At 46.4% G+C, this 23,276-nt stretch carries 24 protein-coding genes; 3 read left to right on the forward strand and 21 right to left on the reverse strand.

Annotated features, from left to right (window positions below):
- Positions 1 to 38 precede the first annotated feature (38 nt).
- The 3 genes from PV783_RS27895 to PV783_RS27905 all read left to right on the forward strand — a co-directional run bounded on the left by PV783_RS27895 (position 39) and on the right by PV783_RS27905 (position 1,349).
- Complete coding sequence (locus PV783_RS27895) at positions 39 to 527, forward strand: DUF6702 family protein (RefSeq protein WP_420990394.1); 489 nt, start codon at positions 39 to 41, stop codon at positions 525 to 527.
- Between the two features lie 93 nt (positions 528 to 620).
- Positions 621 to 914 carry a type II toxin-antitoxin system HigB family toxin gene (locus tag PV783_RS27900; RefSeq protein WP_420990395.1) on the forward strand — a complete coding sequence of 98 codons (294 nt, stop codon included), beginning with the start codon at positions 621 to 623 and terminating at the stop codon, positions 912 to 914.
- Positions 915 to 968: 54 nt separating this feature from the next.
- Positions 969 to 1,349, forward strand: a complete 381-nt coding sequence (locus PV783_RS27905; RefSeq protein ID WP_420990396.1) for a helix-turn-helix domain-containing protein — start codon at positions 969 to 971, stop codon at positions 1,347 to 1,349.
- On the opposite strand, the gene PV783_RS27910 is transcribed toward PV783_RS27905, so the two are convergent.
- The 21 genes from PV783_RS27910 to PV783_RS28010 all read right to left on the reverse strand — a co-directional run bounded on the left by PV783_RS27910 (position 1,346) and on the right by PV783_RS28010 (position 23,212).
- Positions 1,346 to 2,638 carry a phenylacetate--CoA ligase family protein gene (locus PV783_RS27910; RefSeq protein WP_079470521.1) on the reverse strand — a complete coding sequence of 431 codons (1,293 nt, stop codon included), beginning with the start codon at positions 2,636 to 2,638 and terminating at the stop codon, positions 1,346 to 1,348. The two genes, PV783_RS27905 and PV783_RS27910, sit on opposite strands and share 4 nt — an antisense overlap.
- Positions 2,639 to 2,649: 11 nt before the next feature.
- Positions 2,650 to 3,027 carry a holo-ACP synthase gene (locus PV783_RS27915; RefSeq protein WP_079470522.1) on the reverse strand — a complete coding sequence of 126 codons (378 nt, stop codon included), beginning with the start codon at positions 3,025 to 3,027 and terminating at the stop codon, positions 2,650 to 2,652.
- A 5-nt stretch (positions 3,028 to 3,032) separates the two neighbouring features.
- Positions 3,033 to 4,718: a C45 family autoproteolytic acyltransferase/hydolase gene (locus PV783_RS27920; RefSeq protein ID WP_420990397.1), complete on the reverse strand. Its 1,686-nt coding sequence runs from the start codon at positions 4,716 to 4,718 to the stop codon at positions 3,033 to 3,035.
- A gap of 1 nt (position 4,719) precedes the next feature.
- Positions 4,720 to 6,237, reverse strand: a complete 1,518-nt coding sequence (locus PV783_RS27925; protein ID WP_363437126.1) for a phytoene desaturase family protein — start codon at positions 6,235 to 6,237, stop codon at positions 4,720 to 4,722.
- Positions 6,224 to 10,099 (reverse strand): 1-acyl-sn-glycerol-3-phosphate acyltransferase, encoded by a 3,876-nt coding sequence (locus PV783_RS27930; RefSeq protein WP_420990398.1) that lies wholly within the window; start codon positions 10,097 to 10,099, stop codon positions 6,224 to 6,226. Before PV783_RS27930 ends, PV783_RS27925 begins: the two co-directional genes overlap by 14 nt.
- A complete protein-coding gene (locus PV783_RS27935) occupies positions 10,092 to 11,285 on the reverse strand; it encodes a DUF2062 domain-containing protein (protein ID WP_420990399.1) in 1,194 nt (397 codons plus the stop codon). Before PV783_RS27935 ends, PV783_RS27930 begins: the two co-directional genes overlap by 8 nt.
- On the reverse strand, positions 11,286 to 11,645 hold the full coding sequence (locus PV783_RS27940; protein ID WP_079470527.1) for a hypothetical protein: 360 nt from the start codon (positions 11,643 to 11,645) through the stop codon (positions 11,286 to 11,288).
- Positions 11,646 to 11,680: 35 nt separating this feature from the next.
- The gene (locus PV783_RS27945; RefSeq protein WP_420990400.1) at positions 11,681 to 12,304 is read right to left on the reverse strand and encodes a hypothetical protein; all 624 of its coding nucleotides are present in this window, start codon (positions 12,302 to 12,304) and stop codon (positions 11,681 to 11,683) included.
- Complete coding sequence (locus PV783_RS27950; protein ID WP_336386719.1) at positions 12,282 to 12,914, reverse strand: outer membrane lipoprotein carrier protein LolA; 633 nt, start codon at positions 12,912 to 12,914, stop codon at positions 12,282 to 12,284. Before PV783_RS27950 ends, PV783_RS27945 begins: the two co-directional genes overlap by 23 nt.
- Complete coding sequence (locus PV783_RS27955) at positions 12,907 to 13,686, reverse strand: polysaccharide deacetylase family protein (RefSeq protein WP_079470530.1); 780 nt, start codon at positions 13,684 to 13,686, stop codon at positions 12,907 to 12,909. Before PV783_RS27955 ends, PV783_RS27950 begins: the two co-directional genes overlap by 8 nt.
- A complete protein-coding gene (locus PV783_RS27960) occupies positions 13,680 to 14,744 on the reverse strand; it encodes a beta-ketoacyl synthase N-terminal-like domain-containing protein (RefSeq protein ID WP_227024502.1) in 1,065 nt (354 codons plus the stop codon). Before PV783_RS27960 ends, PV783_RS27955 begins: the two co-directional genes overlap by 7 nt.
- A gap of 12 nt (positions 14,745 to 14,756) precedes the next feature.
- A complete protein-coding gene (locus tag PV783_RS27965; protein WP_336386717.1) occupies positions 14,757 to 15,953 on the reverse strand; it encodes a beta-ketoacyl-[acyl-carrier-protein] synthase family protein in 1,197 nt (398 codons plus the stop codon).
- Positions 15,950 to 16,792 carry a phosphopantetheine-binding protein gene (locus tag PV783_RS27970; protein ID WP_420990401.1) on the reverse strand — a complete coding sequence of 281 codons (843 nt, stop codon included), beginning with the start codon at positions 16,790 to 16,792 and terminating at the stop codon, positions 15,950 to 15,952. The genes PV783_RS27965 and PV783_RS27970 overlap by 4 nt, the downstream gene beginning before the upstream one ends.
- 64 nt (positions 16,793 to 16,856) lie before the next feature.
- A complete protein-coding gene (locus tag PV783_RS27975) occupies positions 16,857 to 18,113 on the reverse strand; it encodes an NAD(P)/FAD-dependent oxidoreductase (protein WP_420990402.1) in 1,257 nt (418 codons plus the stop codon).
- Positions 18,114 to 18,156: 43 nt separating this feature from the next.
- Positions 18,157 to 19,218: a methyltransferase gene (locus tag PV783_RS27980; RefSeq protein ID WP_420990403.1), complete on the reverse strand. Its 1,062-nt coding sequence runs from the start codon at positions 19,216 to 19,218 to the stop codon at positions 18,157 to 18,159.
- A gap of 14 nt (positions 19,219 to 19,232) precedes the next feature.
- Complete coding sequence (locus PV783_RS27985; protein ID WP_420990404.1) at positions 19,233 to 20,378, reverse strand: beta-ketoacyl synthase N-terminal-like domain-containing protein; 1,146 nt, start codon at positions 20,376 to 20,378, stop codon at positions 19,233 to 19,235.
- 12 nt (positions 20,379 to 20,390) lie between these two features.
- Positions 20,391 to 20,810 (reverse strand): acyl-CoA thioesterase, encoded by a 420-nt coding sequence (locus PV783_RS27990; RefSeq protein ID WP_079470537.1) that lies wholly within the window; start codon positions 20,808 to 20,810, stop codon positions 20,391 to 20,393.
- 3 nt (positions 20,811 to 20,813) lie between these two features.
- Positions 20,814 to 21,572 carry a hypothetical protein gene (locus PV783_RS27995; RefSeq protein ID WP_420990405.1) on the reverse strand — a complete coding sequence of 253 codons (759 nt, stop codon included), beginning with the start codon at positions 21,570 to 21,572 and terminating at the stop codon, positions 20,814 to 20,816.
- 6 nt (positions 21,573 to 21,578) lie between these two features.
- A complete protein-coding gene (locus tag PV783_RS28000) occupies positions 21,579 to 22,004 on the reverse strand; it encodes a hypothetical protein (protein ID WP_079470539.1) in 426 nt (141 codons plus the stop codon).
- Between the two features lie 75 nt (positions 22,005 to 22,079).
- Positions 22,080 to 22,955 carry a lipid A biosynthesis acyltransferase gene (locus PV783_RS28005; protein WP_420990406.1) on the reverse strand — a complete coding sequence of 292 codons (876 nt, stop codon included), beginning with the start codon at positions 22,953 to 22,955 and terminating at the stop codon, positions 22,080 to 22,082.
- Positions 22,955 to 23,212: an acyl carrier protein gene (locus tag PV783_RS28010; protein WP_079470541.1), complete on the reverse strand. Its 258-nt coding sequence runs from the start codon at positions 23,210 to 23,212 to the stop codon at positions 22,955 to 22,957. Before PV783_RS28010 ends, PV783_RS28005 begins: the two co-directional genes overlap by 1 nt.
- Between the last annotated feature and the right edge of the window lie 64 nt (positions 23,213 to 23,276).

The following is a 23,276-nucleotide window of genomic DNA, read 5'->3' on the forward strand; positions in this document are numbered from 1 at the left end:
AAAAGTAAAAGTTAATTTTTTTTAAAAATATTAGTCCAGTGGGTTTATTATTATGTAAATGGTGGATGACGTTGTGGCTCACAGCCCTGCACCCCTTCTATGCAAGCGTGACAGAGATTTCACACGATGCCGGTAAAAAAGAACTGCAGGTAAGCTGCCGCATTTTTACAGACGACCTGGAAAATACCCTTAAAGCACAGTATAAGATCCCGCTTGATATTACCCACCCTGCCAGCCGGAAACAGGTAGAAGGCTATATCTCTGCCTATCTCTCCCAACACCTGGTGATTACCCTCGACGGTAAAAATGTTCCCCTTCATTTTATTGGTTATAAAATAGAAGAAGATGCTGTGTGGAGTTTCCTCGAAGCGGAAAATGTACCCACACCAAAGAAAGTGCAGGTAAAGAATAACCTGTTGTATGAACGCCATGCCACGCAAACGAATATGGTACATGTGCTGGTGGGCGGAGAAAGGAAAAGTACGAAGCTGGATAACCCGAAAGAGGTGGCGGTGATGGGGTTTTAGGATGTAGAAAACCAGTTACCATAATTTTTATTTTTTAAATTAAATTTCATTTATTGAAATTTAATTTTTACCTTTGAAGGGTAAACTCTTGTTATGGTGATCGTTTCGAAAACTGCAATCAATGAGTTTTCCTTAAAACATCCAGACGCTGTTGACCCTTTATTATACTGGTATTATATTAGTAAACTGGCTGACTGGTCAAAGTTTTCGGATATAAAGGAAAGCTTTAATACTGTAGACTATATCGGTGACAACTTATATGTTTTTGATATAGGTGGAAATAAGTTCAGACTAATAGCAAGGATTTTCTTTCGTGTCCGAACCGTATATATAAGATTTATCGGTACTCATAAAGAATATGATAAAGTAAACCCTGATTCGCTTTAGATGACAGGCCCAATCTGCACATGGGTGATGTGTGCATACAGTTAAAACGATAATATGAAAAAGTTACCTAAACTTTCCTTTTCTACCGAAAAAGAATATGCTGCCGCAATGCAACGTATTCATTTGTTAATGAAAAAAGGTGAATCCAATTTAAGTTCTACTGAGTTAAAAGAGCTTCAACATCTTTCTATTGCTGCTGAACACTATGAAGATACACGCTATCCAATCCCCAGACCAACTACATTAACCGGAATGATCGAGTTAAAAATGTTTGAAATGAAACTCAAACAAAAAGAGATGGCAAGTATGTTGGATATTGGGGAGGCTAAATTTTCGCAAATACTGAATGGTAAACGGGATCCGGATGTGGATTTCTTAAAGAAAATTTATCACAAGCTCAAAATTGATGCAGAATTTATTATGCAACATGTTTAACTCCTGTTATCCAAAAACTTCACCGGCTTCCGGCTGTTCTCCGGAAACTGCATCCGCATAATATCCTGCTGACTGGTATACCGTACCTGCGGAATCACCCGCAGCTTCGCCTGCAAATACGACTTTATCTTACGGTCCATTTCTTCTGATTCTTCCCGCGGCCACAGGTGCAGCAATATTTCATCTGTACCGAGTTCATTGGAATACACTTCCACTACAAACTCTTTCACGTCTTCCATATCATTGAGCAAATCAAACAGGGCAGGCGGATACAGGGTAGTGCCCTTATATTTGATCATCTGTTTTTTACGGCCTATTACGGGAGATAACCGGAGCGTATGTCTGCCGCAGGAGCAGGCTCCATAATGATACTGGCAAATGTCACCGGTTTTATAGCGCAGCAGGGGCATCCCTTCCACGCCCAGTGTGGTAATAGTTACTTCCCCTTCTTCTCCCGGTGCAACGGGCTGGTTGTTTTCATCAAGTAACTCCACATAGAGCAGCTCCGGGTGATGATGACCACCCTGACCGGCTTTGCATTCCGTAAAAGCAGTTTGCATTTCAGTGGATGCATAGGTGGAATAGAGCTGGATATTCCATTGCTCTGTGATCTTCTTGCCCAGTACGTTCAGTGAAAAGTCCGTGTTGCGGATATTCTCTCCAATGCATACCGCTTTCTTCACGGAGGTCTGATTGATATCTATATGATGTTCTTTGGCGTAAGCAATCAGCTTTACAATAAAAGAAGGAACACCTACAATAGTGGTAGGTTGTATCCGCTGGATATTTTCCCATTGCATGCTGGGCACGCCCGGGCCTACACGCAGTACGCCTGCTCCCAGTTTACGGATGCCATTGTAATACGCCATACCCGCCATAAACTGACGGTCCAGTGTAAGCATAAGCTGGTAAATATCGCTGTCGGTACCATCTGCACAACAGAAAGAAATATACTCGTTATAGCTTAAACGCTGCAGGTCTTTTTCCGTTAAGGCGATGATCACCGGGCGTCCTAAAGTTCCGGAGGTAGTAGTGTATTCGGCTATTTTGCTTTTATCCACACAAAGAAACTCCCAGTTATGTTCCTGGAGATCTTCCTTCGTAACCGGCGGGATCTGCGAAAATGCTTCCAGCGATTGAACCTGGTCTGCAGCAATGCCGTGTTTTTTAAACCATGCTTTATAGAATGGCGAAAATTCACGCAGGTAACCCAGCAGGCGCATTACTTCCTTCTCCTGGTAAGCCCTGATAGCTGCTTTAGACTGTAGTTCTATATCCGGTATATACATCTTCTATAAATTTATCCTTCTAAAATCACCATTGCAACAGCGGCACTTTTTTCATGGGACAATGATACCCATATTTTCCGGATGCCTGCTGATGCGTATCTGTCTGCACCGTTTCCTATTAAAAATAATTGCGGTTTCCCGGCTTCATCATTGCGGATCTCTATTTCGTCGAAGTTCACACCGCCATTGCCCCAGCCGGTACCCAATGCCTTTAGTAAGGCTTCCTTTGCAGCAAAGCGGGCAGCATAACTTTCCGCCGGCATCGCCTGGTTTTCACAATAGCTGATTTCAAAAGGAGTAAACACCAGGTTCCGGAATCCATCTCCCTTCGCCAGCTTTGCCGCGATGCGCGGCACTTCTACGATATCTGTTCCGATGCCAATGATCATAGTGGTTAGCTTTTTAGTTTAGCATTACACAGTGCCAGCTGCTTGCGGATATGATCCTCTTCACCTTTGGTGGCAATCACTTTTGTTAACGCCGTCTCGTAATAAGACTTCGCCTTTGCATATGCTTTCTGCTTATATTCATAATCACCTGCCAGCACGTAAGTGTGATAATAAGCCGGGTTAGAAGCAATCAATGCACGGATATCCACTGCCTGCCCTTCTTTCAGCTGATCTCTCAGCTTGCGGTAGGTTTCAAAGGCAAGATAATCTTTTGACAGCAGGAAACTATCTGCCGCAATATTCTGTGCACTGTCGTATACTTCATGATCAGTAGTAAGACCATGCATGCTGAAAATCTTATTCAGATCGTAAGCCACAAACTGTCCCAGCTGATAAGGTGCGGTAGACACCCATACCATCCCTTTCTTAGGCTCAAACACAATGGAGTGGTGCGCAATCAGCTGGTTAATGGCTTTCTCATTACCCATCCCGATATCCGCATTGTGTAAACCTGCGCGATCGCGCAGGATATCCACTGTTTTCTGAACAGTATTGGGTCCCTTCTCTTTCATCAGTTCTGTAAGTCTTTCGTAGCGATATTCGGAGGCACTTTCTTTTATCTGTAATTTATTAGATGCCAGGCTGCCCAGCGAATCGCCCTGGAAGTGATTGGTGCAGGTGATAAAGTTTTTACCGGAACTGTACATATCCATGCCTTCCGGTGTTTTTTCGATGAGCACCGCTTTATTATCTTCTGCAGAACCTACCAGGAAAGACTCTGAAACAAACATCTTACGCTTCCGCGCAATTTCCCATGCTTCATTGATGTTTTTTGCATATTGCAGTATTTCCCGCGCCACCAGTGATACCGGGGTAGCGGCAGCGGTAGGTACGCTGGTTTTGGCAGCATTGATGGTTACGGTGAGACCTTTGTCGTTCATGCCGGAAACCACGCCGGTAAAGCCGCCCCAGGTTACAAACATAAAGTTGTGGCCTTTCTCAGGACGGTAGAATACCACCATCTTCTCTTCTGCAAAGGCATCGCCCATGTAAAAATCGAAGTTGCGGCCAATAATCAGGTTACTGTCGGCCGACTGATCATTCCACGTACCGAAAGACGTACAACCCACCAGCATCATGCCTTGCAGGGCATGTCCAATGTCGTGCGCAGCATGATAGTTCATCAACCGGGCATAGTTGGTACCAATATAGTCGTAGTTGGGAGAAGCAGAAAAAGACTCTCCATAAATTTCTTCCTTAAACTCTTCCGGCACATGATCCGCCAGATCGCGGTTAAACCAGCCGATAAAATATTTCAGGAAATGCAGGTAGAAAGTAGAAGGCACCATTTTGCTGAATTGCGCCACAAATACATCTTCCTGGCGCCGGATCAGCTCCCCGGAAAGTTTGCCATTGATCACTCCTCTTTCGAACGGAGCGCCCTCCACATACATTTCATACAATCCACTGTTGCTTTTACGGAACCAGTTGTTGCCCAATGTATACGCGGTGCTGTCCAGCTGGGTGCGCTGCAGCTGTAATGCGCGCTGGTCGGCTATTACCGGCGGCGGCATTTTACTTACCGATACCAGGTAAATAGCCAGCCCGATAAAAAGCAATACGAAAAAGCCGATGATGTATAGTAGTATGCGTCCAAATCTTCTCCAGCCGCTGCGTTTCTTATTTTTCACTTCAAGTATATATTGACTGATTAATTTCATCTACCAGGAAATCCATTCCCAGCAACTCCGCCGAGGTGATTACACTGCTGATGGTTACCCCTAAAATTCCATGCAAGTTCAGGTTTTGACCGGTAAGATACAAATTAGATAGTTTGGTACGGGCCGAAACCATTGTCCGTAAAGGATCTGCGCTATCTTTTGCAATGCCGTACATGCTGCCGTCGCCGGTACCGATATAATCCCGGTACGATAACGGCGTAGCCACATAGGACGTATGGATACAATTCCGGAAACCCGGAAACTGCTTTTCCACACAATCAATAAGCAGGTTGGCTTTTTTCTCCTTAAATGCTTCATACTCCGCTCCCCTGCTGCCGGTTTGTAACACCGTATTAAAAGTATGCTGCCATTGCTTTACCTCATCATACCGCATATAGGTCATGATCGATAAACTATCAGCCCAGGTTTCATGCCGGGAGCTGGCCGATACGTACATGGCATAGGTTTGCGGCCACTCTTCTTCTTTATAATCAATACCTGCCCAGGCATTGCCTGTTGCATGGTAGTAATGATTGTAGTTAAGATATTTAAAGGTACCCGGTTTCAAAGCTACGTTCAGTACAAAGGCGCCTATTGAATTTTCCAATCCCTGCATGCGGCTGCGGTAAGCGCTGCGCAATACATCGCTGTGGGTAATCGCCATCGTTTGCGCAGGATGCAGGTTAGAGATATAATACGTAGCCTGTACTTTGCTGCCATCCTGCAATACAATATGATCCACCTTATCGCCGTCGCCATTGATAGCGGTAACAGCCATGTTACGGATCACTTCTCCACCGTTCTCCCGGATCTGGCGGCATAGCAGCTTTCCTATCTGGGAGCCGCCATCCACACACTTCCAGGAGCTTTTCATATAGCTGTTTAACACCAACGCATGTACGTAAAAAGGCGTTTTCTCCGCTACACCCGCATACAAAAGATTGTTGCCGGCCAGTACCTGTTGCAGTTTTTCATTGCTGGTAATGCTGCGCAAATAGTCGGCAGTATTCAGCTGCAACACCGACCGCTTTTCTTCATAATCACCGGTACGAAGATTATACAGCGGGAACTTGCTGCATACTTCCGTGATCTTATTGCAATAGGCGCGTAACGCCGCCTCTTCTTCAGGAAAATCCTCCAGCAGCGTACGGATGAAGTTCTCTTCTCCCTGCGCTATCCGGTACACTTTATCATCCCCGGCAAAACTGATATGATCGAAACCATCCATATCCATACGTTTCAGCCGGAGCTTATCATAAATGCCGAGGTATTTAAATACTTTGTAAAGGTTTTCACCAGGCGCCAGTCCGCCAATATAATGCACACCAGAGTCAAAAATAACTTTATCGCGCGACCATGTTTGCAGGCAACCGCCCGTTTGCCGGTTCTTTTCGTATATGCACACACGATACCCATGCCGGCTGAGGATAGCTCCACATACCAAACCGCCTAGGCCGCTGCCTATAATGATGACATCATAGTGGTGCATAATTTTCCTGGGGAAGTTTTTTGATCACAAATATTACATTAGAGGTGTACCGGGTATTGTCTATTTCCTCCGCTACTGCACCATATTTGTGAACAAGACTACGTACATGTGCAGCTGAGAAAAACGACAATGGCTGATCTTTCGTTTTATTAAACCCAATTACTTTTGTAGACATAAACTCTGTGAACTTCGTCCCCTCGTGCCTTTTGGCCATGTCGCTGTCGCCATCGCGGATCACAATCACACCATCCGGCGCAAGCCGTGCTATACATTGCTGCAACAACATCTCCTGTTCATCTGCAGGCAGGTAGTGCAACACATCACTCAATATAAAGGCATCATACTCGTTAAAAGGAGTAGCGGAAATATCACCATGAATAAACTGCAGCTGTTCCGGTTTATTATAACAGTAAGCCGCAGTGGCTATCTTATCTTCATCGTAATCAATACCAGTAATGGTTCTGCCCGGCGCCGTCCAAGTAAGCATGTAGTCCATGAACCCATAGCCACAGCCAATATCCAGTATGCGTCCTTCTTTGGGTAATAACTCATGAAACAGCTGGTAATTGTTTTCCATCTTTGTTTTCACACGCATATACCATTCCAGCACCGGTCCTTTGTAGATATAATTATATTTCAGCTGCTCCCGGAAATATTTTGGCACTTCCGTTTCCGCGCGTAATATTTCATATTGTTGTTTAAAATACCGGCTGATAGATTTCGTACGTGCGCTGTAATTATCTCCCCACGACTTATCTTCAGGTGTAATACGGGGCAGGTATTTTACGGTTACTGTACCATCCTTCAACAGGAAATCCCCCTTACTCATCGTATAGGCGGTACCGTGAATCACCATCGGTAAAATATCCAGACCCAATTGTTCTGCAATATAAAAAGCGCCTTTATGAAAACGCTTGATAGCCGGGTCGGGCGAGCGGGTGCCTTCCGGGTACACTACAATAGAATACCCTTCCGCTACCCTGTCTCTCAGCTTTTCAATAGCGCCCTCTGCACCGTCCGCTACAGGATAGTAATCCGCCAGGCGAACTACGGAGCCAAACACCGGCGAACGCCATACCCATTGATTGGTAAGCAATATCACCTTCGGATGAAGCATGGTGGACACTAATATATCGAGGAAAGACTGATGATTACTGATAATCACCGCCGGCTTTTCCAGTTGCTCATTGGAAGGATTAATAATGCGCTTCTTCACATTGCGCATAATATACAATACGCTGTGTGTATACGCAGAAAGTATGCGGTGATACAACACCTTTCCCTTTTCTTTATTGAAAGGGTTCCAGCGGATCAGCACCGTACCGATAGCAGTTAAAAGAAAGCTGCCCATCGCAAAATAAGTAAAGGAAAATACAGAAAGCGTCCATCCTTTGAAAGTCCACGGTGCAAAGCCTTTCCGCACACGGCCGGTGATCAGCCAGTTAAACAGGAAAGGGATCATTACCTGCGAAATCAACACCACGGTGCCAATACCGATAATAGAAATCAGCGCAATAGATTTCAGTGAAGGATGCTGTGCAAAGATGAGCACACCCAACCCAAGAATAGTAGTGATGGCCGACAGGAAAATGGATGACTTGAAAGAAGAAAGGGTTTTCTTCCCGGTCCTGTATTCCTGTAACAGGCCATCCATCATAAAGATGCTGTAATCATCTCCCAAACCAAAAATAAAAGTAGAGAGGATGATATTTACAATATTGAACTTGATCCCGAAAAGCCCCATGATACCTAATATCCACACCCAGCTGACAGCCATCGGGATAAAGGTGATGAGCGCCAGTTCAATACGGCCATACGATAATAACAATGCAAAAAATACCAGCAGGGAAGTCATCCATGCAATACTGTTGAACTCATCTTTCACCACTTCTACCAGGCGGTTAGCTGCGTATTGTTTATCCAGCACCGTTGTATTCGGTATGTTCTCCAGCGCATCGTACACTGCCTGTTTGTGGGCCGGATCTACTTTCAGTAAGGTTACCACGGAGGTAGTACCGTTCTTTTCTATAATAAAATCTCCGAGGTTACCGCTACGCAGTACCTGCAAAGCACTGGGATCGAGCGGCTGAAAATTTTTATTGATCAACTGGTCAAAGGGGTCAAAAGCAGCTTTACTAAAGCCCAGCGTGCTTCCTTCACTACGCAGATATTGCAGCAATTGCTGCTTCCTGTCTGCGGTCCAGTAATGATTCCAGCGGTTAATACGTGCCTCCTGTTCCTTATTGGATAACAGTAACGCCTGTACGCCGGCATACTTTTTCACGATACCTTTTTCCTGCAACTGCTGAATAACCGGCAGCAGCTTTTCGCCGCTTTCCAGCGCTCCTTCCAGGTTGTGGCCGTCAGACACTACATACACCGATTGCGCCACGTAGGAATTTACGCTGTTCAGCTGTGCTTCCGCAGCTCTTAATTGCGGTGTCATGTAGTTCATGCGCATCATATCACTTTCAAAGGATACGTTGCGTGCAGTATAGAAAAACACGATGGTAAACAGGAAAATAGTGCCTACCAGGTACTTGTTTTTCTCCGGCCGGTAAGCGGATAATTTGTCGAGCCAGTTATCATGATGGGTGGCTGCTTTCACTGATTGCCGGCCCATTACAATCCAGTGTGGCAGGAAGATCAGCGAAAATAAGGCAGCGCCCACCAGGCTGAGTGCAGCAAATAGTCCCACGTCTTTCAGCATAGGAGAATGCACAAACTGCAAACACAGAAACCCGCCGATAGTAGTAAAACTACCGAGCGTCATGGGGGTGGCCAGGTCGTTGATCACTTCGCGGATATTCTGCGAGTGACGGTAATGATTAAATACATGCAGCGAATAATTCACCGCAATACCAAGCACTACAGCGCCCGCGCCCATCGCCATTACGGAGATGTGCCCTTTAATAACGTATATCCATGCCAGTGAAAACAGTCCGCCGAAAATCACCGGCAGCATCACCAGCACCGGGGCTCTTTTCTTTTTAAAGAACAGGGCAATCAGTACTACCAATAGTACTACGGTGATGCCTTGTGTTAAAAAAGTATCCTGTCTTAACTGGGTGGCATTACCCACGGAAACAGCAGTACCACCGAAGTAAGAGGCGGCGATGCCGGGGTATTGCTGATCAAGACTATCCTTTATTTTATCAAGTCCTTTCAGGAACTGCGCATTGATTTTTGTGGCGCCCGGCGGGTTTGCCGGCGTGATAAAGATCATCAGGTGTTTATGATCTTTAGTGATGATGTAGTTATCATACAGTTCAAACTGATCATCATACTGCAGGTGTTGCAGTTTCTTTACGCCTATCCAGGAAATGCCTACCGGATCGGCCTGGATCATTTTTTTCAGTACCAGTCCTGCGGGTGATATCAGCGTATTATAATCGTATTGTAATGATTGCTGTAGTTGCTGAGGTGCCAGTAAACTATCGATTTTCGCGTAATCATTTTTTTCCAGGAAGATGGGCAGGTGTTGTTGTATCACCTGCATCAATCCCATGATCATGGCGTCGTCTGTTTGCGACTGAATCTGCCTGATATAGGGCGATAGCTGTGCGCCCGCCCTGGTAGCCAGTTCTGCGGCATAGGCCGTTAAACTATCAGGCTGGGCTTCCTGCGTAGTATCTTTTTGGGAGATGGTAACAATCAGCTTATCCGCAAACCGGGAATCCTGGAACACCTGTTGCAGTTTATCCAGTTTCTTATCCTGCGGCAATATTTTGGTAATATCTTCTTCCAGTTTTATTTGTGCAGCAAAATATCCAACCAGCAAAAAACTGGCAATGGTGCAACACCACAGCCATGCTTTACGCTGCTCAAAAAAATTATAGATCGCTACAAAAAGATTACCCATTTCTTCTTTCTTTTCTAAAAATTGTCAGTATTGCCCAACTCACTATCCAGGCCAGCAATCCACCCAATACTGCCAGTGTAATGCTGCCAAATACATATTGCAACAGGTTATCCCTGATGGTATCGAAGTTGATGCCATTGGAAAATACCAGGTCTTTGGCGGTTTGCCCCATCCATACACGCCCTGCCAGGAAGCTGGCAAAGATCACAAATGGTGTAAGCGGCGGGGTACTGATATGTGCAAAAAGCAGCACCAATGCCTTATTCAGCCTGAATTTTATAGACAACAGGATAGACACCAATAGCTGGAATCCCCAGATAGGTATGATTCCCATAAAAATACCAAAGCCAATGGAAGCCGCTTTCCTGATATTGGATTCGTCAGACTTCAGCACTTCTTCTTTCCACATTTTTTTCCAGTTCTCTTTTTTTAAAAGAAAACGGACCAGGTCGCGGGGTTTGATATACAAAAAAGTAACGAGTACCAGTATGGTGTTCAATACTGTGATGCGCGAAACATCCCTTACCGGTCTGAAATGAGACACCCGTTCTTCCGGTGGCGGGTAGTATACACGCACCGGCGTCCAGTCTACCTTAATACCTTTCCATGCGCTGCGCACCAGCACTTCTATTTCAAATTCATATTTGGTGCAGAAGTAGTGCATTCTCCCCATGCGTTGCAGGGGATACAGGCGGTAGCCGGATTGTGTATCAGGTCCTTTCAATCCGGTGGTTACCTGGAACCAGAAGTTAGATACTTTGTTGGCAGAAGTACTTTTGCCCGGCATATTCTCCTGGTGCAGGTTACGGGCGCCTATGATCAGTGCGCCCGGATGTTCTTCAATCTGCTGCAACATAGTGGGCAGATCAGTGGCAAAATGCTGCCCGTCGGCATCCATTGTGATTACATAGTCGTAGCCCTGCTCCAGCGCGTAGGAAAATCCACGGCGAAGCGCCACGCCTTTTCCACGGTTAGGGCTATACGAAACTAATTGCAGGGAAGGGAACTGTTCCAGTACCGCCGCTGTTTCATCTGTAGCACCGTCATTTACCACAATCACATGACTGGTATAAGCAAGCGCATCGGACAATACAGCGCTCAGCGTACCGGCGTTGTTGTACGTAGGAATGAGCACCGCTGCGCGGTGGCGTTCAAAGTGTTCGTTATGTGTAGGTTGGCTGGTCACTTAGTTGAATATACCCTGGAACTTCATAAATGTTTTATCGTCGCGCTTCAGTGTAGCATTCACTTTCCATCCTCCTTCCTCTTCTTTGTAGGTCAGCGTAACATCCACCAGTGGCTGTTTTACCGGGTCTATCATGTTCAGGAATTTCATCTGGTTTGCTTTTTTCAGCATCACCTTTCTGTCCAGCGCACTTTCCAGCACTTCCGTAATGGTTTGCATCATGCATACACCCGGTACTACAGGCTGTTCCGGGAAATGACCCTGAAATATGGGATGTGCCGCATTCAGTTCGATGGTGGTAGCCACCTGTCCGGGTTCCTGGGATTGCGCTGTAACGGTATAAAAATTTCCTGCTAACATTGGACTGTGTGATTATATAATTAAAGGTGACGTTTTTACTTTTCTACTTTCTGCAATGAAATATTGAATTTGAAATGCTCATGACGGATGTTGATTGTATCCGGCACACCGTTGTTATAATGCTGCATCCACACGGTGACAGCCGGTTTGCGGCGCGACGACTTTTCTATCCGCACCAGTTTCGTACAGGCGGTATCCGTGATATAATAGTTGTTACCTTTTTCCGTAGGCACTACTATATAACGGTAATGGCTATCCGTAGCCATATGCGCTGCCTGCAGACCGGGCCGCAGCAGCACCAATGCAAAATCCTGCTGTAACGTTTTCACCACTGCCTTCTTGTCCATTTTGGCCATCAGGTAGTGTTTGGTGAAATTCCCCTGCTTATCAAATTCAAAATCAAAGAACTTAAATCCCATCTCGTTGGCAAATACCACGCGGATACTGCTATCCGGCATCTGCTTGAAAAACAGGAGTCCGCTCAGGTGATGCTTCAGAATATCAACCTGCGTGCTATATAGCGTAGACGTGAACTGCGGGCTGAACTGCCTGATACAATTTACATCGCCGCTCACAGGCTGTAATCCTTTGTACACCGACCGGCAACCTGCCATCAGCATCACTATTCCCAACAAACTACTTAGCAGAAAATACCGCATCCGGGATATTTGTGTTCAATTGTTTATGTAAAAAACTGATGGTGGTATCATCGCCTGATAATTCCGCCATCGTAATTTTTGATACAGAATAGTCCTGTTTATCAACCAGCAGCACAATCGTTTGAAAATATTCTTTCATTACCTTGTTTACCGGCGTAAGCTCCAGGCGGTAATACTGGGCATTTTCAGCGGCTTTGGTAGAAAAATCAGCGTTATCCAACACGGTTCCCCTTACACAATCCACCGTAATTTTATTGATCTGTTCAAACAGTTTATTATTCTTCCCCGACACTTTATTCTCTTTCTGCGCGTCCTTGATACGGATATCTTTCCCGTTAATCACCAGCAGGTAATAAGAAGGCTGGAGGTATTCCATTCTTACTTTATTATCTTTCTTAAACCAGAATTTCCCTTTAGACACAATTTTATCAGACAACATGCTCAGGTTCTTTTCCTGTACAAAATCGCACTGAATGCTTTGTGTACTCTGAGCGGCTTTTGCAAACTGCTGCTTCAGCGGCGTCATATCTCCTACCGGCTTAAATCCGGACTGGGCCTGTATTTGCAGGCTCACTACACAACCAATCAGTATTAACAGCCATTTACACATATGCTCTAACGTTTAACATTTTATCAATTCTTTCCAGGCGGTATCCCTTTTCACGGATCGCATGGATCAGCTGTGGCAGTATATCTGCGGTTATCTTACAGGTATCATGCAGTAAAATAACGGCCCCTGGTTTCAGCTGCTGCATAATCCGGTGCAGTAATGCTGTTTCATCCTTTGCCACTGTATCCAGTGAGCGTATGTTCCAGCCTACCGGCAGATAATTACCTGCTTTTACTGCCCTTGCCAGGTTCGGATTGGTGACGCCGTAAGGTGGGCGGAACAGGCGCGGATGCAGGCCCGTAGCGTCTACCGTGAGCGCATCCATTTCCTGCATATCCTTCAGCATGTTACCGGATAACTTCATATCAAACCAGAAGTGGTGTGAATAAGTATGATTACCTATGATATGACCTTCTTCGTATATCCGTTTCAGTAAGCGCTCATTCCCCCTGATATTCTTCCCGATACAAAAAAAAGCAGCAGGTACCTGTTCCCTGTGCAGGATGTCCAGTATCTGCGGCGTAAAAGCCTCCTGTGGCCCGTCATCAAAAGAAAGCGCCACTACCTTTTCTGTAGTATTGGCCTCACAAAACGCTTTTAAAAAAAAGCCCGATTCAATATTCATCGCCCCGTAAACAGTTACCGGGAGAAAAATAAGCAAAGGCACACCGTACCACCAGAAGGAAATACCATACGCCATTACTTTATCCAGGAACAAAAGTACCAGGAGACTAATAGTGGCAATGATATTTACAACCCTGTTGTTTAGCATGCAGTGAGTAATACCAGCGAATGATGTGTTCCCTGGTGGTGATTATAGATTAATACTTTTTTTATCTTCTCCGGCGCCTTACCAAAAAACACTGCTGCTTCCGGCACTTCCTGTTGCGCTATGATGGCATTGGCCATCCATACGCCGAAAGACGCCGCTGTAGGATATTCCCCGCAGAGGTGTTTAAAGCTGGCTTCCGCATGTTCAGGAAATAAGGCGTCGGCTACTTCTTCATAAATCTCATCCTGGTCAATATCACCATTCCTGCCGGTAACAATCAGATCGATGTCTGCAGGCGTGCAATTATTATCTTCCAGGAATTTCATGATGTGCCCGATCACTTCTCCTTCCCAAAGCGGTTTGTACAAGGTACTTACACCGGATAGTTCGGCTACGGTACCTGGTTGTTTGGTAATACCCAATGTAAAAAAAGCAGCGCCTTCACCGGCAATAGTGCCGCGGGAAGGGCTGTTCAGCAATTCCATCGTTTTTACCGGCGTCTTTTTATAGAGGCCGAAACGCGACAGCAACTGGTGACTGTGATTCGTAATTTCATCCACTCCGCCGGCGAGAATGTGTTGTGCGGAGCCTTCTTTCAATATCATAATAGCGTCCAGCAGGGCGTTTTCAAAAGAAAAGCCACGGTGAACGAAGGTGTTGTTATATCCGTTGCAACCCAATAGCAGGGCAATCTGACCGGCTACGGTATTGTGTGTACTTTGTATAAAGGCAGTAGGTGTAAGCATTTCCTCCTGCTGGTTCACCATTTTGGTGAGGAACACGCCCGTGTCGTCCAGGCAGCCATAAGCAGTTCCCGTAATGATCGCATCCGGAGCGGTAATGCCGGCTGCTTCCAGGCTTAAATTCGCCGCCCCTACTCCCATTTTCACCACCCGGCTCATCCTGCGGATCTGTTTCACATCAATCCATTGTTTGTAATCGGGATCCACGGTAGCCAGGCGCACCTGTTCGTATTCCCTGGGAGTAGCCAGCAAAGGGCCTCCCTGCGCAGTTTCCTGCGGAGAAATACAACCGGTGCCATTTATATAGATCTGCATAATTTATAGCTGTTAACTGGCCCTTGAAAATAACAGGCTGGAACAATTGCCGCCAAAACCGAATGAGTTGGACATTACATGTTGCAGATCATGACCTGCAGAAAAGGCGGTAACGGGTGCAAATGGTAATTCCTTCATCTGGTGCTCGAAACGTGCATTCGGGTAAATAATTCCTTCCTTTACTGCCAGCGCCGAAAATACGGCTTCGATGCCACCGCTGGCGCCCAGCGTATGACCGGTAAAGGATTTGGTAGAACTCATCGCCGGGAAATGCGGTGCAAAGAGCCGGTTTATAGCGATTCCTTCCGATACATCATTATTCTGTGTACCGGTGCCGTGTAAATTAATATAACCAATTTGTTGTGGTTGCAGTCCGCCCATATCCAGCGCGCCTTTCATGGCCAGGTAATTACCCGTGCCATCCGGCGAAGACGCCGTTTGGTGAAAGGCATCATTAGCATTGGCAAAGCCGCTGAGGCGGCACCAGGGCTGCAGGCGGGCGGCCAGGCTATCGGATACCAGCACCACGTAACCCGCGCCTTCGCCGAGGTTAAGCCCGGTACGGGTATCGTCAAAAGGCCGGCAGGGCTGCTGATCAAGGATCATGAGGGTATTGAACCCGTTGAGCGTAAAGCGGGTCAGCGCATCTGTACCGCCGGCAATCACCACATCCACAATGTTATTGCGGATCAGCCGGGAGCCATACATCAATGCGTTGGCGCCGGAAGAACAGGCCGTGCTGATAGTAGAAATGTGATGACGCACGCCGAGACTGTCGGCTACCAGTTCGGTGATGCTGCCGCATTCGTGATGAACCAGGTTCTGTAACCGGCCACCACGGGGATCAGACAGGTACTCCGCGAAAAAATCCTCGGTTTTATCCATCCCGCCTACGGTATTGCCGGAAACAAATCCTACCCGGTATTGGGAGATATCCCCCAACCCGCTGGACTGCCACGCCTCGCGGGCGGCAATCATGCTGAGCAGGGCTGTACGGCTGATATTTTCCGGCATCCGCGCCATATCGGCGAGGGTGGCGTTATCTGCCTTTACTTCTGCTACCGGAAAGGTAGTGCGATGAACAGAAGACAGGTGCTGCATGGCTTCCATACCGGGTTTCATGTCCCGGAACGATTGTATACAGGCAGGTACATCCAGCCCGATACCGCTGATCACTCCACCGCCTGCTATCCACACCTTTTCACTCATGCCTTTACGGTTTGATTTTCGGTAATATACACCGCCATCGTGCGTACCGAGTGGAAGATCTTCGGTCCTTCTTCAGGATTGGCAATGCGGATATTGTAGTGCTGTTGCAGCAATACAATCAATTCCAGCGCATCGATAGAATCGAGCCCAAGCCCTTCCTTTGTAAACAACGGCTGATCGTTGCCAATGCTGTCCGGTGCTACTTCCTGCAAGTTCAATTGTTCTATGATCTGCGCTTTCAGATCCGCCATCAACTTTTCCACTGTAGTTTGATTAAAGTTATTAACTGTTTTTTGTTGATACAACGATGACAAAGCCGCCTCTGTTAAAGGGATGGCATTGTTCCGCTGTTTATTTTCCACGAGGAATAATACGGCCTCGTATTGTTGTTCCATTACTTCTACCCACCCGCAAATACAAGCCTGCAAAGGCGTTTCTGCCAGCAGCTGCGCCGGATAGGTGCTCATTAAAGTTGTATCAAAAACATCTGATACAAAAAAAGTATTCTCTCCTTTAAAACCATGCCGGATGGAGATCTCTCCCATCACGATATTGGGCAGGGTATACACAAACAACGCCGGACTGGCAAAATCCTTTACCGTAGCGTAGTACCGCAAATCTGTATCCAGGCTGCTGCTCCGGTTGGATAATACCATGCCTGTTTGTTCCGGTGACAATAAATGTATGTCGGTGTCCTTCAGCAATACTTCCGCTGCCAGCCAGCCCAGCTTGCTGAGGGCGTCCATTTTATGGAATTTAGGATACTGACCGGAAAAACGGTCGTATCCCGCCCGCAAAAACTCAGGTAATTCCAGTGCGGAATCCGCTTCCCACAACAAAGAGCCATTTAAATAAACCCTGTTTTGCCGTATGATGCAACTCCCCGTAATATATGTCGATCCGCTATTCAATCTCCGGGTTGCTTTTTAATTTTTCTGTTAATTCAATAGTCCTGACCAAACGTTTCAAGGCCGTATCATGATTTTTCACAAAAGGATTATTCATATCCCACACATAACCAGCCAGTACAGAACAAATTTGTCCTTTTATCAGCGGATCAGCATCTTTCTTAAAGAAAATGGTATCGAGGGTGCCTTCGTACCAGGCCATCACATAGGAACGGAATGTATTCACGCCCTGCATGGTAGGCTCCATATACTCTTTCTCCCAATCTACCGCCTCACCTTTCAGTTTCCGGATCACCAGTTTTGCCGCTGTTTGCGAGGAAACACAGGCCAAAGTTACGCCAGAAGAGAAAATCGGGTCCAGAAATTCTGTCACGTTACCGGTCAGCACAAATCCATCTCCATAAAATTTATCCGTGGTAGCAGACCACGACTGTAAAATACGTGGTTCAAATACCAGTTCCACATCCCGGAAACGCTCCCTGGTATAGGGTTCTGCCTCCAGCAGGGCGCGGTATTTCTTTTCATCGGTACCCGGATATTCCTCAAAAAATTCCGGATCTCCCACAAAACCCAGGGAAGTAACCCCGGTAGCGAAAGGAATGATCCAGATCCATACGCCCTTTTTATGTACCACTGCGGTAATGCGGTTAGGTTCGTCGGCCATGGAACGGCGCACATCCACGGTGTGGGCAAATAACGCCTTGCGGGGTTGCAGGTTGGAATTTTTCTCCAGGTTGAATAATTTGGGAATCACCCGGCCGTAGCCGCTGCCGTCTACTATGAAGCGGGCTGCAATCTGCGACTGCTGCCCATCTTTATCTTCTACCGTTGTAATGGAATCAGACCCGTTAAAACGTATATCCGTTACAGTTGTTTCATAAGCTACCGGTACACCCATGCTCTCTACGGTGTCGGCCAGCGTTTTATCAAAATCAGCGCGGGTTACCTGCCAGGTCCAGGTCCAGCCTGGTGTGAATTGCTCCTGGAAAGTAAAATCGCAGAGCGCGTCTCCTTTTACAAACTTTGCCCCATACTTCTGCTGAAATCCCTTTGCTTTAATGGCGTCAATAAACCCTGCTTCTTCCAGGGCTTCCATGCTGCGGGGCAACAGGCTTTCACCGATCACAAAACGGGGGAATTTCTGCTTCTCCACCACTTTTACATTGTACCCTGCCTGATGAATGATAGATGCCGCTACTGTTCCTGCCGGACCCGCTCCTATTACCAGTACATCAACTTGCTCAGTTTTCATAAGTGACGATTTTGGGAGTTATAGATTTATGCGATTGGGTTTGTTATTTTTTTTGACATTTCAACAATGTATAGTTCATTCCCATCTGGTCATTTTCCTCAATAATGGTTAAACCGGCATCATCAATACACTGGAAGAAATCATCTGTATGATACATCTGGCTGTTACCATTAGCCATAGCGGTAAAGTACAGGGAAGTCTGCTGCAGGCAAAAAGCGGCGGATTTAAACTGCTGGCGGTTCCAGAAAGGCTCCAGGATATATACAGTCCCTCCTTCGTTGAGCGCTTCGCGGCAACGTTTCAGGATGGAAACAATTTCAGCTTCAGAAAAACAGTCGAGGAACTGGCTCATCCAGATGGCATCAAAGCCTTGCGGGAAGGGCACTTCCTCGTGGAGGATGTTGGCAATATGAAAATGCACCCGGTTTTCCACGCCGACATCTTTCATTTTCTGTTGTGCCAGTCCGGCCTGACCCGGTAAATCAAAGATGGTTACTTCCACTTCCGGATCTTTGGCGGTGCAGGCCAGGGCCCACTTACCGGTGTTACCACCAATATCGAGCAAACGTTTTGGTTTCTTTTCAAAAACAATATCCAGCGCCTGCGGAGTAGCAAGGTCTGAATAGTAATGGTCGAAGTCGAACCAGCTTTTACCTACTTCAGGTGGCAGCAGCGACAAGCCCGGGTAAATAGTATCCCAGGGACCGAGTTCGCGCAAGCCGGCAGGCTTTCCTTCTATCAGACTTTCCTGCAGATGATTCATGCCTTTGTAGCAGATATCCTGTGAAAAGTCCATATTGATGCGGGTAAGCTGATCATGTAAAATAAAGTAACCGGTTTTGGTGAGGGTATACCGTTTATCGTTCACAATCACCAGCTCCATACCTAAACCTGCTTCCAGCAACACTCTTACAGCATAACGCGACATTTTGGTTTGCTCCATTATTTCTTCAATGGTAATACCGGCAGAGCGGCTGTTGCTCACCGCCGTTAAAATACCCATATCACGTAATGCCCGGGTAGCCTGAAACGCAACGGGGGCAAATGCCAGACGCAATGCAGCTTCTTTTGCTTCGAGTGCTGTTTTTGTTTCTTTATTAAACACGACAATAACTTTGTTTAGCTGTTAAGATTAAAAACCATCGCTGCATTGCATCCACCGAAACCTGATACTGTTTTCAGGAAGTGGCGGGATGTTTTTTGCAGCAGGGTATTATGAACATTCACCGGCATACTCACACCGGGTATTTCAAATCCTTTTGTTGGCAATACCACACCGGCTTTCATGGCCTGCATGCTGATAATTGCTTCTATGAGTCCGGCGGCGCCCAGCGTATGGCCGTAATAGCCTTTCAGGCTGTTTACCGGTAAGGCTGCCAGTCCGGCGTGATGCAGTGCTTTCGCCTCCATTTCATCGTTGTACAGGGTAGCCGTGCCATGTGCCGATACAAATCCAATGTCCGCAGCAGTGAGTCCGCTGCCGTTTACCGCCAGCTGCATCACTGCGGCCAGTTCTTCGCCGGTACGGGAAGGACCGGAAATATGATTGGCATCATTGCTGATGGCGCCTGCGCCCAATGAAAAAAGCGCGTCCCCTTTTTCCCGGCTGAGGATCACGGTGGCAGCGCCTTCTCCCAGCGTAACGCCTGTTCTGTTGGCATCGAACGGCTTACAGGGAACAGCGCTTACTGCCTGGAACGACTGAAACCCGGATAATACAAAGCGGGTCAGCACATCTGCGCCGGTCACCACTACGTGATCATAGCGTCCTGATTGAATGAGCCGTTTGCCGGTTAAAATGGCCACCAGCCCTGAAATGCAGGCACTGCTGATCACCAGCGGTTCATTAGCCGCGTTAAAATGAGCGGCCACTTTCTTTGCAGTGGTGTACAGCTGCATGTTGGCCAGCGGTGGTACGGCGCCTTCAGGTTGCTGCTCCAGCAGTTCAATATTTCCTTTTGTAGTGGAAATAATGAAGCCGGTGCGTGCATCTGTGAGCGTAACAGCTGTTTGTCGCAAAGCCGATTGTATAGAAGCAACCAGCAGCTGCTCAAACCGCGTGTATCCTTTTACGTTAGCGTTTGCCGTAAAGGCATCCAGTTGTGCAGGCGTTGTGATAGCGCCATAAAACGGAGCAGCGGCATAGGCGGCATTGTTATGCTGCGCTATGCCACTGTTGCCAGATAAAACCTGGTCAAAATTTTCCCGGGTAGTACTGCCAAGAGGCCCCACAATATTATCTGCTACTACATACACCTGTTGCATAATACCCTTTGGTTATACCAGTCCGTGCTTTTTTTTCCATTCACTGAAAAAAGGAGGAGCAATCAATTGCAGGGATGAAGTTTCCTTGTCCAGGAATACCTGTACGGAAGAACCCTTTGCTACTATTTCTCCTGTGGCAGGATTGGTAAGGATGTATTCAAATTTTATTTTTGCTGCCAGGTCGTCCACATACCTTGTTTCTACTATCACCCTGTCGCCGTAGCGCAAAGAGCGTTTGTAATCACATTGTACATTTACTACCGGTACAGTGAATCCTTCTTCAAAAATATCCAGGTATCTGAGCCCGTATTTTTCTCCGAAAGCTTCCCTGCCGTCTTCAAAATACCGCACATAATGCCCGTGCCATACTATTCCCAGCGGATCTGCTTCATTAAATCTTATCAGTATGTTGGTGCATTCAGTCAGTATCATAATTTATCCTTTCTTCTTTGGTTTCTTTGTTGCGGGCGTTGTTGTACCGGCAGCTTTGGTTTCTTTCTTTGCTGCGGGTGCTGCCACTACCGGTTTTGGTTCTTCCGGATCTTTGGCTTCAGCGTATTTGGTTTTCAGTTTGCTGTAGTCGTCGTTGATATCATCCAGCACACTCTTAATGGTAGCCAGCCAGTAGTTGCGCCATGCAAAGCTCCATTTCTGGCCTTTACCTACATAACGTTCTGTGAGCAGTACATTTTTCTTGTCCATGTCAAAAATGGCCAGCCACATAGAGGCACTTTTGCTGGTTTTGCTCATGCCTTCCATTACCAGCATTACGCCGATTCCATGTTTTCCGGTAAAATCGTACGATTTCACCACTTTGGCAATGTCTTCCGGTTTAAGACGTTCAAAGTCGGAAGATTCATCAGATTTCAGCGCATCTTTATTGATGGCTTCATTGCGTTTGTTCACCAAACCAATACTGGTATTGTATTTATCGCGGTGAAACGCGCCTGGTACATCATACTTCTTTTGTTCGTTCACAATTACCTGGTTAAGGGCAGTAAACTCATGGTCTACGATGGCGTCTGTTTTGGCGGCGGCATCACCCAACAGTTTGGCTTGTGTAAAATCCACGCCCAGCCAGGTAAAGGAAGAATCTTTGTTGTCCAGGAAGTTCTTCAGTGTTTGAGCATTTGCTGTCATAGCCATCATGCTCAACATCAGCAACGGAAGTGCAATTAATTTTCTGCAGTTCATGTGTGATTAAATTTGGGGATTGATGAATATTTTCATTTCGCATTGTGCCATCAGGCGGCCGTCAAACATCACTTTTCCGGTTACCATAGTGGCATTAAATACTTCACCGCCGATTTCGGTGGTTGTTTCTATCATTTGTCCTGCCGGCGGCAGCTCCAGTATTTCCAGGTCTTTTACAGCGCCAATAAACCCCAGGGGAACGGGGGTATTCTGCTGTTTGGCGATATAGCCGATGCGGGCAGCGGCGGTTTGTGCAATATTTTCCATCAGGCCGGGTGCGGTGAGCACCCCATTCTCCACAAAAATATTATCTGGTGCTATGTGAAGACCGGTACGGGTTACGGGGCCATCTACAGCCAGGATTCCACTGATCATCACAATGGGAGTACGCTGGGGAATATAGGCGGTGATATCGTCTGAATGAATAAACATCTGCACAAGTTATTATTAAATATGAAACACGAAATAAATAGAATTATACGAAATTATTAACAGTAAAAACACGCATTATTCCCAAAAATCGTAATAATTAAACCATTGTACCGGGTAACGGTATACTTTTTCTTCCACATGATGCACAAAATCCTGCAGGGCGGTTTCTACTCCCTGGTTACGCCGGCCGTGGTACGCGCGGGGTTCTGTGGCAAAAAAATGATAATGGGTAGACGATTCCTTAAAGGCAAATACTACGGAAACCGGCACCCGGAAGGTGGCGGCCAGCAGGAAAGGACCCAGCGGAAAACGGGCATCCTGGCCCAAAAAAGGAACCGTTACGGTTTTATTGCCCGGCAGAAACCTGTCGGCATGCATACACACCAGCTCCTTATTATTCAATGCTTCATTGATAGCATAAATATGCGACAGGTCATCCTTGATCACGATCACATTCATGTTCCGGTCGCCCGTAATACCAGACAGATAATCTTTGATCCGCTGGTGTTCGCCGTCGAACATCACAATATTGATACGGGTTTGGAGGCGCTTGAACAAATGACCGGCTACTTCCCAGTTACCCACATGTGCGCTCAAAAGGATGCCGCCTTTACCGCCGGCAATCATTTCACGTAAATGATGTTCTCCCTCAAACTCAAAGGTGAATTTATTGGACATGTCTGCCATCACCACTACCTTATCGATCAGTGTTTGGCCAAATACATGATAATTCCGGTATAAACTGAGCAACGCGCGGCCCCTGCTATAACCAATTTTTGTACGGAGATAATGATAGACAGGTTTTGAGGAACTCCAGGAAAATGCAAAAAAATAGAAGGCTACAAATCTCAGCAACATATACGCAGGCACCACCCCTCCATGCTTCAACAGGAAAACAAAACAACTATATCCGAACTTACTCCCCTTAGATTTTCCTTGCCAGGAAGGCATTATACCAGTTCTTTTTGTTGTACACGAGTGGCTACATAGTTGTAGAAATCCTGGAAGGTGACAATAGCCTGGAACTCTTCAGGATTTACTTTAAATCCGAAGTTATCTTCTATTACTACCACCATGTCGATATAATCCAAACTATCCAGATCCAGTGTGGATTTCATGTTTGCTTCCGGCGTGATGGCTTCAGGGTTTGCTTCAAACTCCTCTACCAGAAACTTATTCGTAACAGTTATTATCTCTCTAATGTCCATAAAAGTGTGAAATCAGATATAGGTCGGTTAATAATTTGTGTTTATTCAGTCTATTGGTCAGCTA

The organism is Chitinophaga sp. CC14 (assembly GCF_048957795.1).
GTDB classification, from domain to species: Bacteria; Bacteroidota; Bacteroidia; order Chitinophagales; family Chitinophagaceae; genus Chitinophaga; species Chitinophaga ginsengisegetis.

Excerpts from the sequence above, each read along its gene's own strand:
- PV783_RS27955 (WP_079470530.1), bottom strand. The coding sequence starts at position 13,686 with ATGCTAAACAACAGGGTTGTAAATATCATTGCCACTATTAGTCTCCTG.
- PV783_RS27915 (WP_079470522.1), bottom strand. The coding sequence starts at position 3,027 with ATGATCATTGGCATCGGAACAGATATCGTAGAAGTGCCGCGCATCGCG.
- PV783_RS27905 (WP_420990396.1), top strand. The coding sequence starts at position 969 with ATGAAAAAGTTACCTAAACTTTCCTTTTCTACCGAAAAAGAATATGCT.
- PV783_RS27995 (WP_420990405.1), bottom strand. The coding sequence starts at position 21,572 with ATGAACTGCAGAAAATTAATTGCACTTCCGTTGCTGATGTTGAGCATG.
- PV783_RS27985 (WP_420990404.1), bottom strand. The coding sequence starts at position 20,378 with ATGCAACAGGTGTATGTAGTAGCAGATAATATTGTGGGGCCTCTTGGC.
- PV783_RS27965 (WP_336386717.1), bottom strand. The coding sequence starts at position 15,953 with ATGAGTGAAAAGGTGTGGATAGCAGGCGGTGGAGTGATCAGCGGTATC.
- PV783_RS27940 (WP_079470527.1), bottom strand. The coding sequence starts at position 11,645 with ATGTTAGCAGGAAATTTTTATACCGTTACAGCGCAATCCCAGGAACCC.
- PV783_RS27960 (WP_227024502.1), bottom strand. The coding sequence starts at position 14,744 with ATGCAGATCTATATAAATGGCACCGGTTGTATTTCTCCGCAGGAAACT.
- PV783_RS27945 (WP_420990400.1), bottom strand. The coding sequence starts at position 12,304 with ATGCGGTATTTTCTGCTAAGTAGTTTGTTGGGAATAGTGATGCTGATG.
- PV783_RS28010 (WP_079470541.1), bottom strand. The coding sequence starts at position 23,212 with ATGGACATTAGAGAGATAATAACTGTTACGAATAAGTTTCTGGTAGAG.
- PV783_RS27975 (WP_420990402.1), bottom strand. The coding sequence starts at position 18,113 with ATGAAAACTGAGCAAGTTGATGTACTGGTAATAGGAGCGGGTCCGGCA.
- PV783_RS27990 (WP_079470537.1), bottom strand. The coding sequence starts at position 20,810 with ATGATACTGACTGAATGCACCAACATACTGATAAGATTTAATGAAGCA.
- PV783_RS27950 (WP_336386719.1), bottom strand. The coding sequence starts at position 12,914 with ATGTGTAAATGGCTGTTAATACTGATTGGTTGTGTAGTGAGCCTGCAA.
- PV783_RS27900 (WP_420990395.1), top strand. The coding sequence starts at position 621 with ATGGTGATCGTTTCGAAAACTGCAATCAATGAGTTTTCCTTAAAACAT.
- PV783_RS27930 (WP_420990398.1), bottom strand. The coding sequence starts at position 10,099 with ATGGGTAATCTTTTTGTAGCGATCTATAATTTTTTTGAGCAGCGTAAA.
- PV783_RS28005 (WP_420990406.1), bottom strand. The coding sequence starts at position 22,955 with ATGCCTTCCTGGCAAGGAAAATCTAAGGGGAGTAAGTTCGGATATAGT.
- PV783_RS27910 (WP_079470521.1), bottom strand. The coding sequence starts at position 2,638 with ATGTATATACCGGATATAGAACTACAGTCTAAAGCAGCTATCAGGGCT.
- PV783_RS28000 (WP_079470539.1), bottom strand. The coding sequence starts at position 22,004 with ATGTTTATTCATTCAGACGATATCACCGCCTATATTCCCCAGCGTACT.
- PV783_RS27925 (WP_363437126.1), bottom strand. The coding sequence starts at position 6,237 with ATGCACCACTATGATGTCATCATTATAGGCAGCGGCCTAGGCGGTTTG.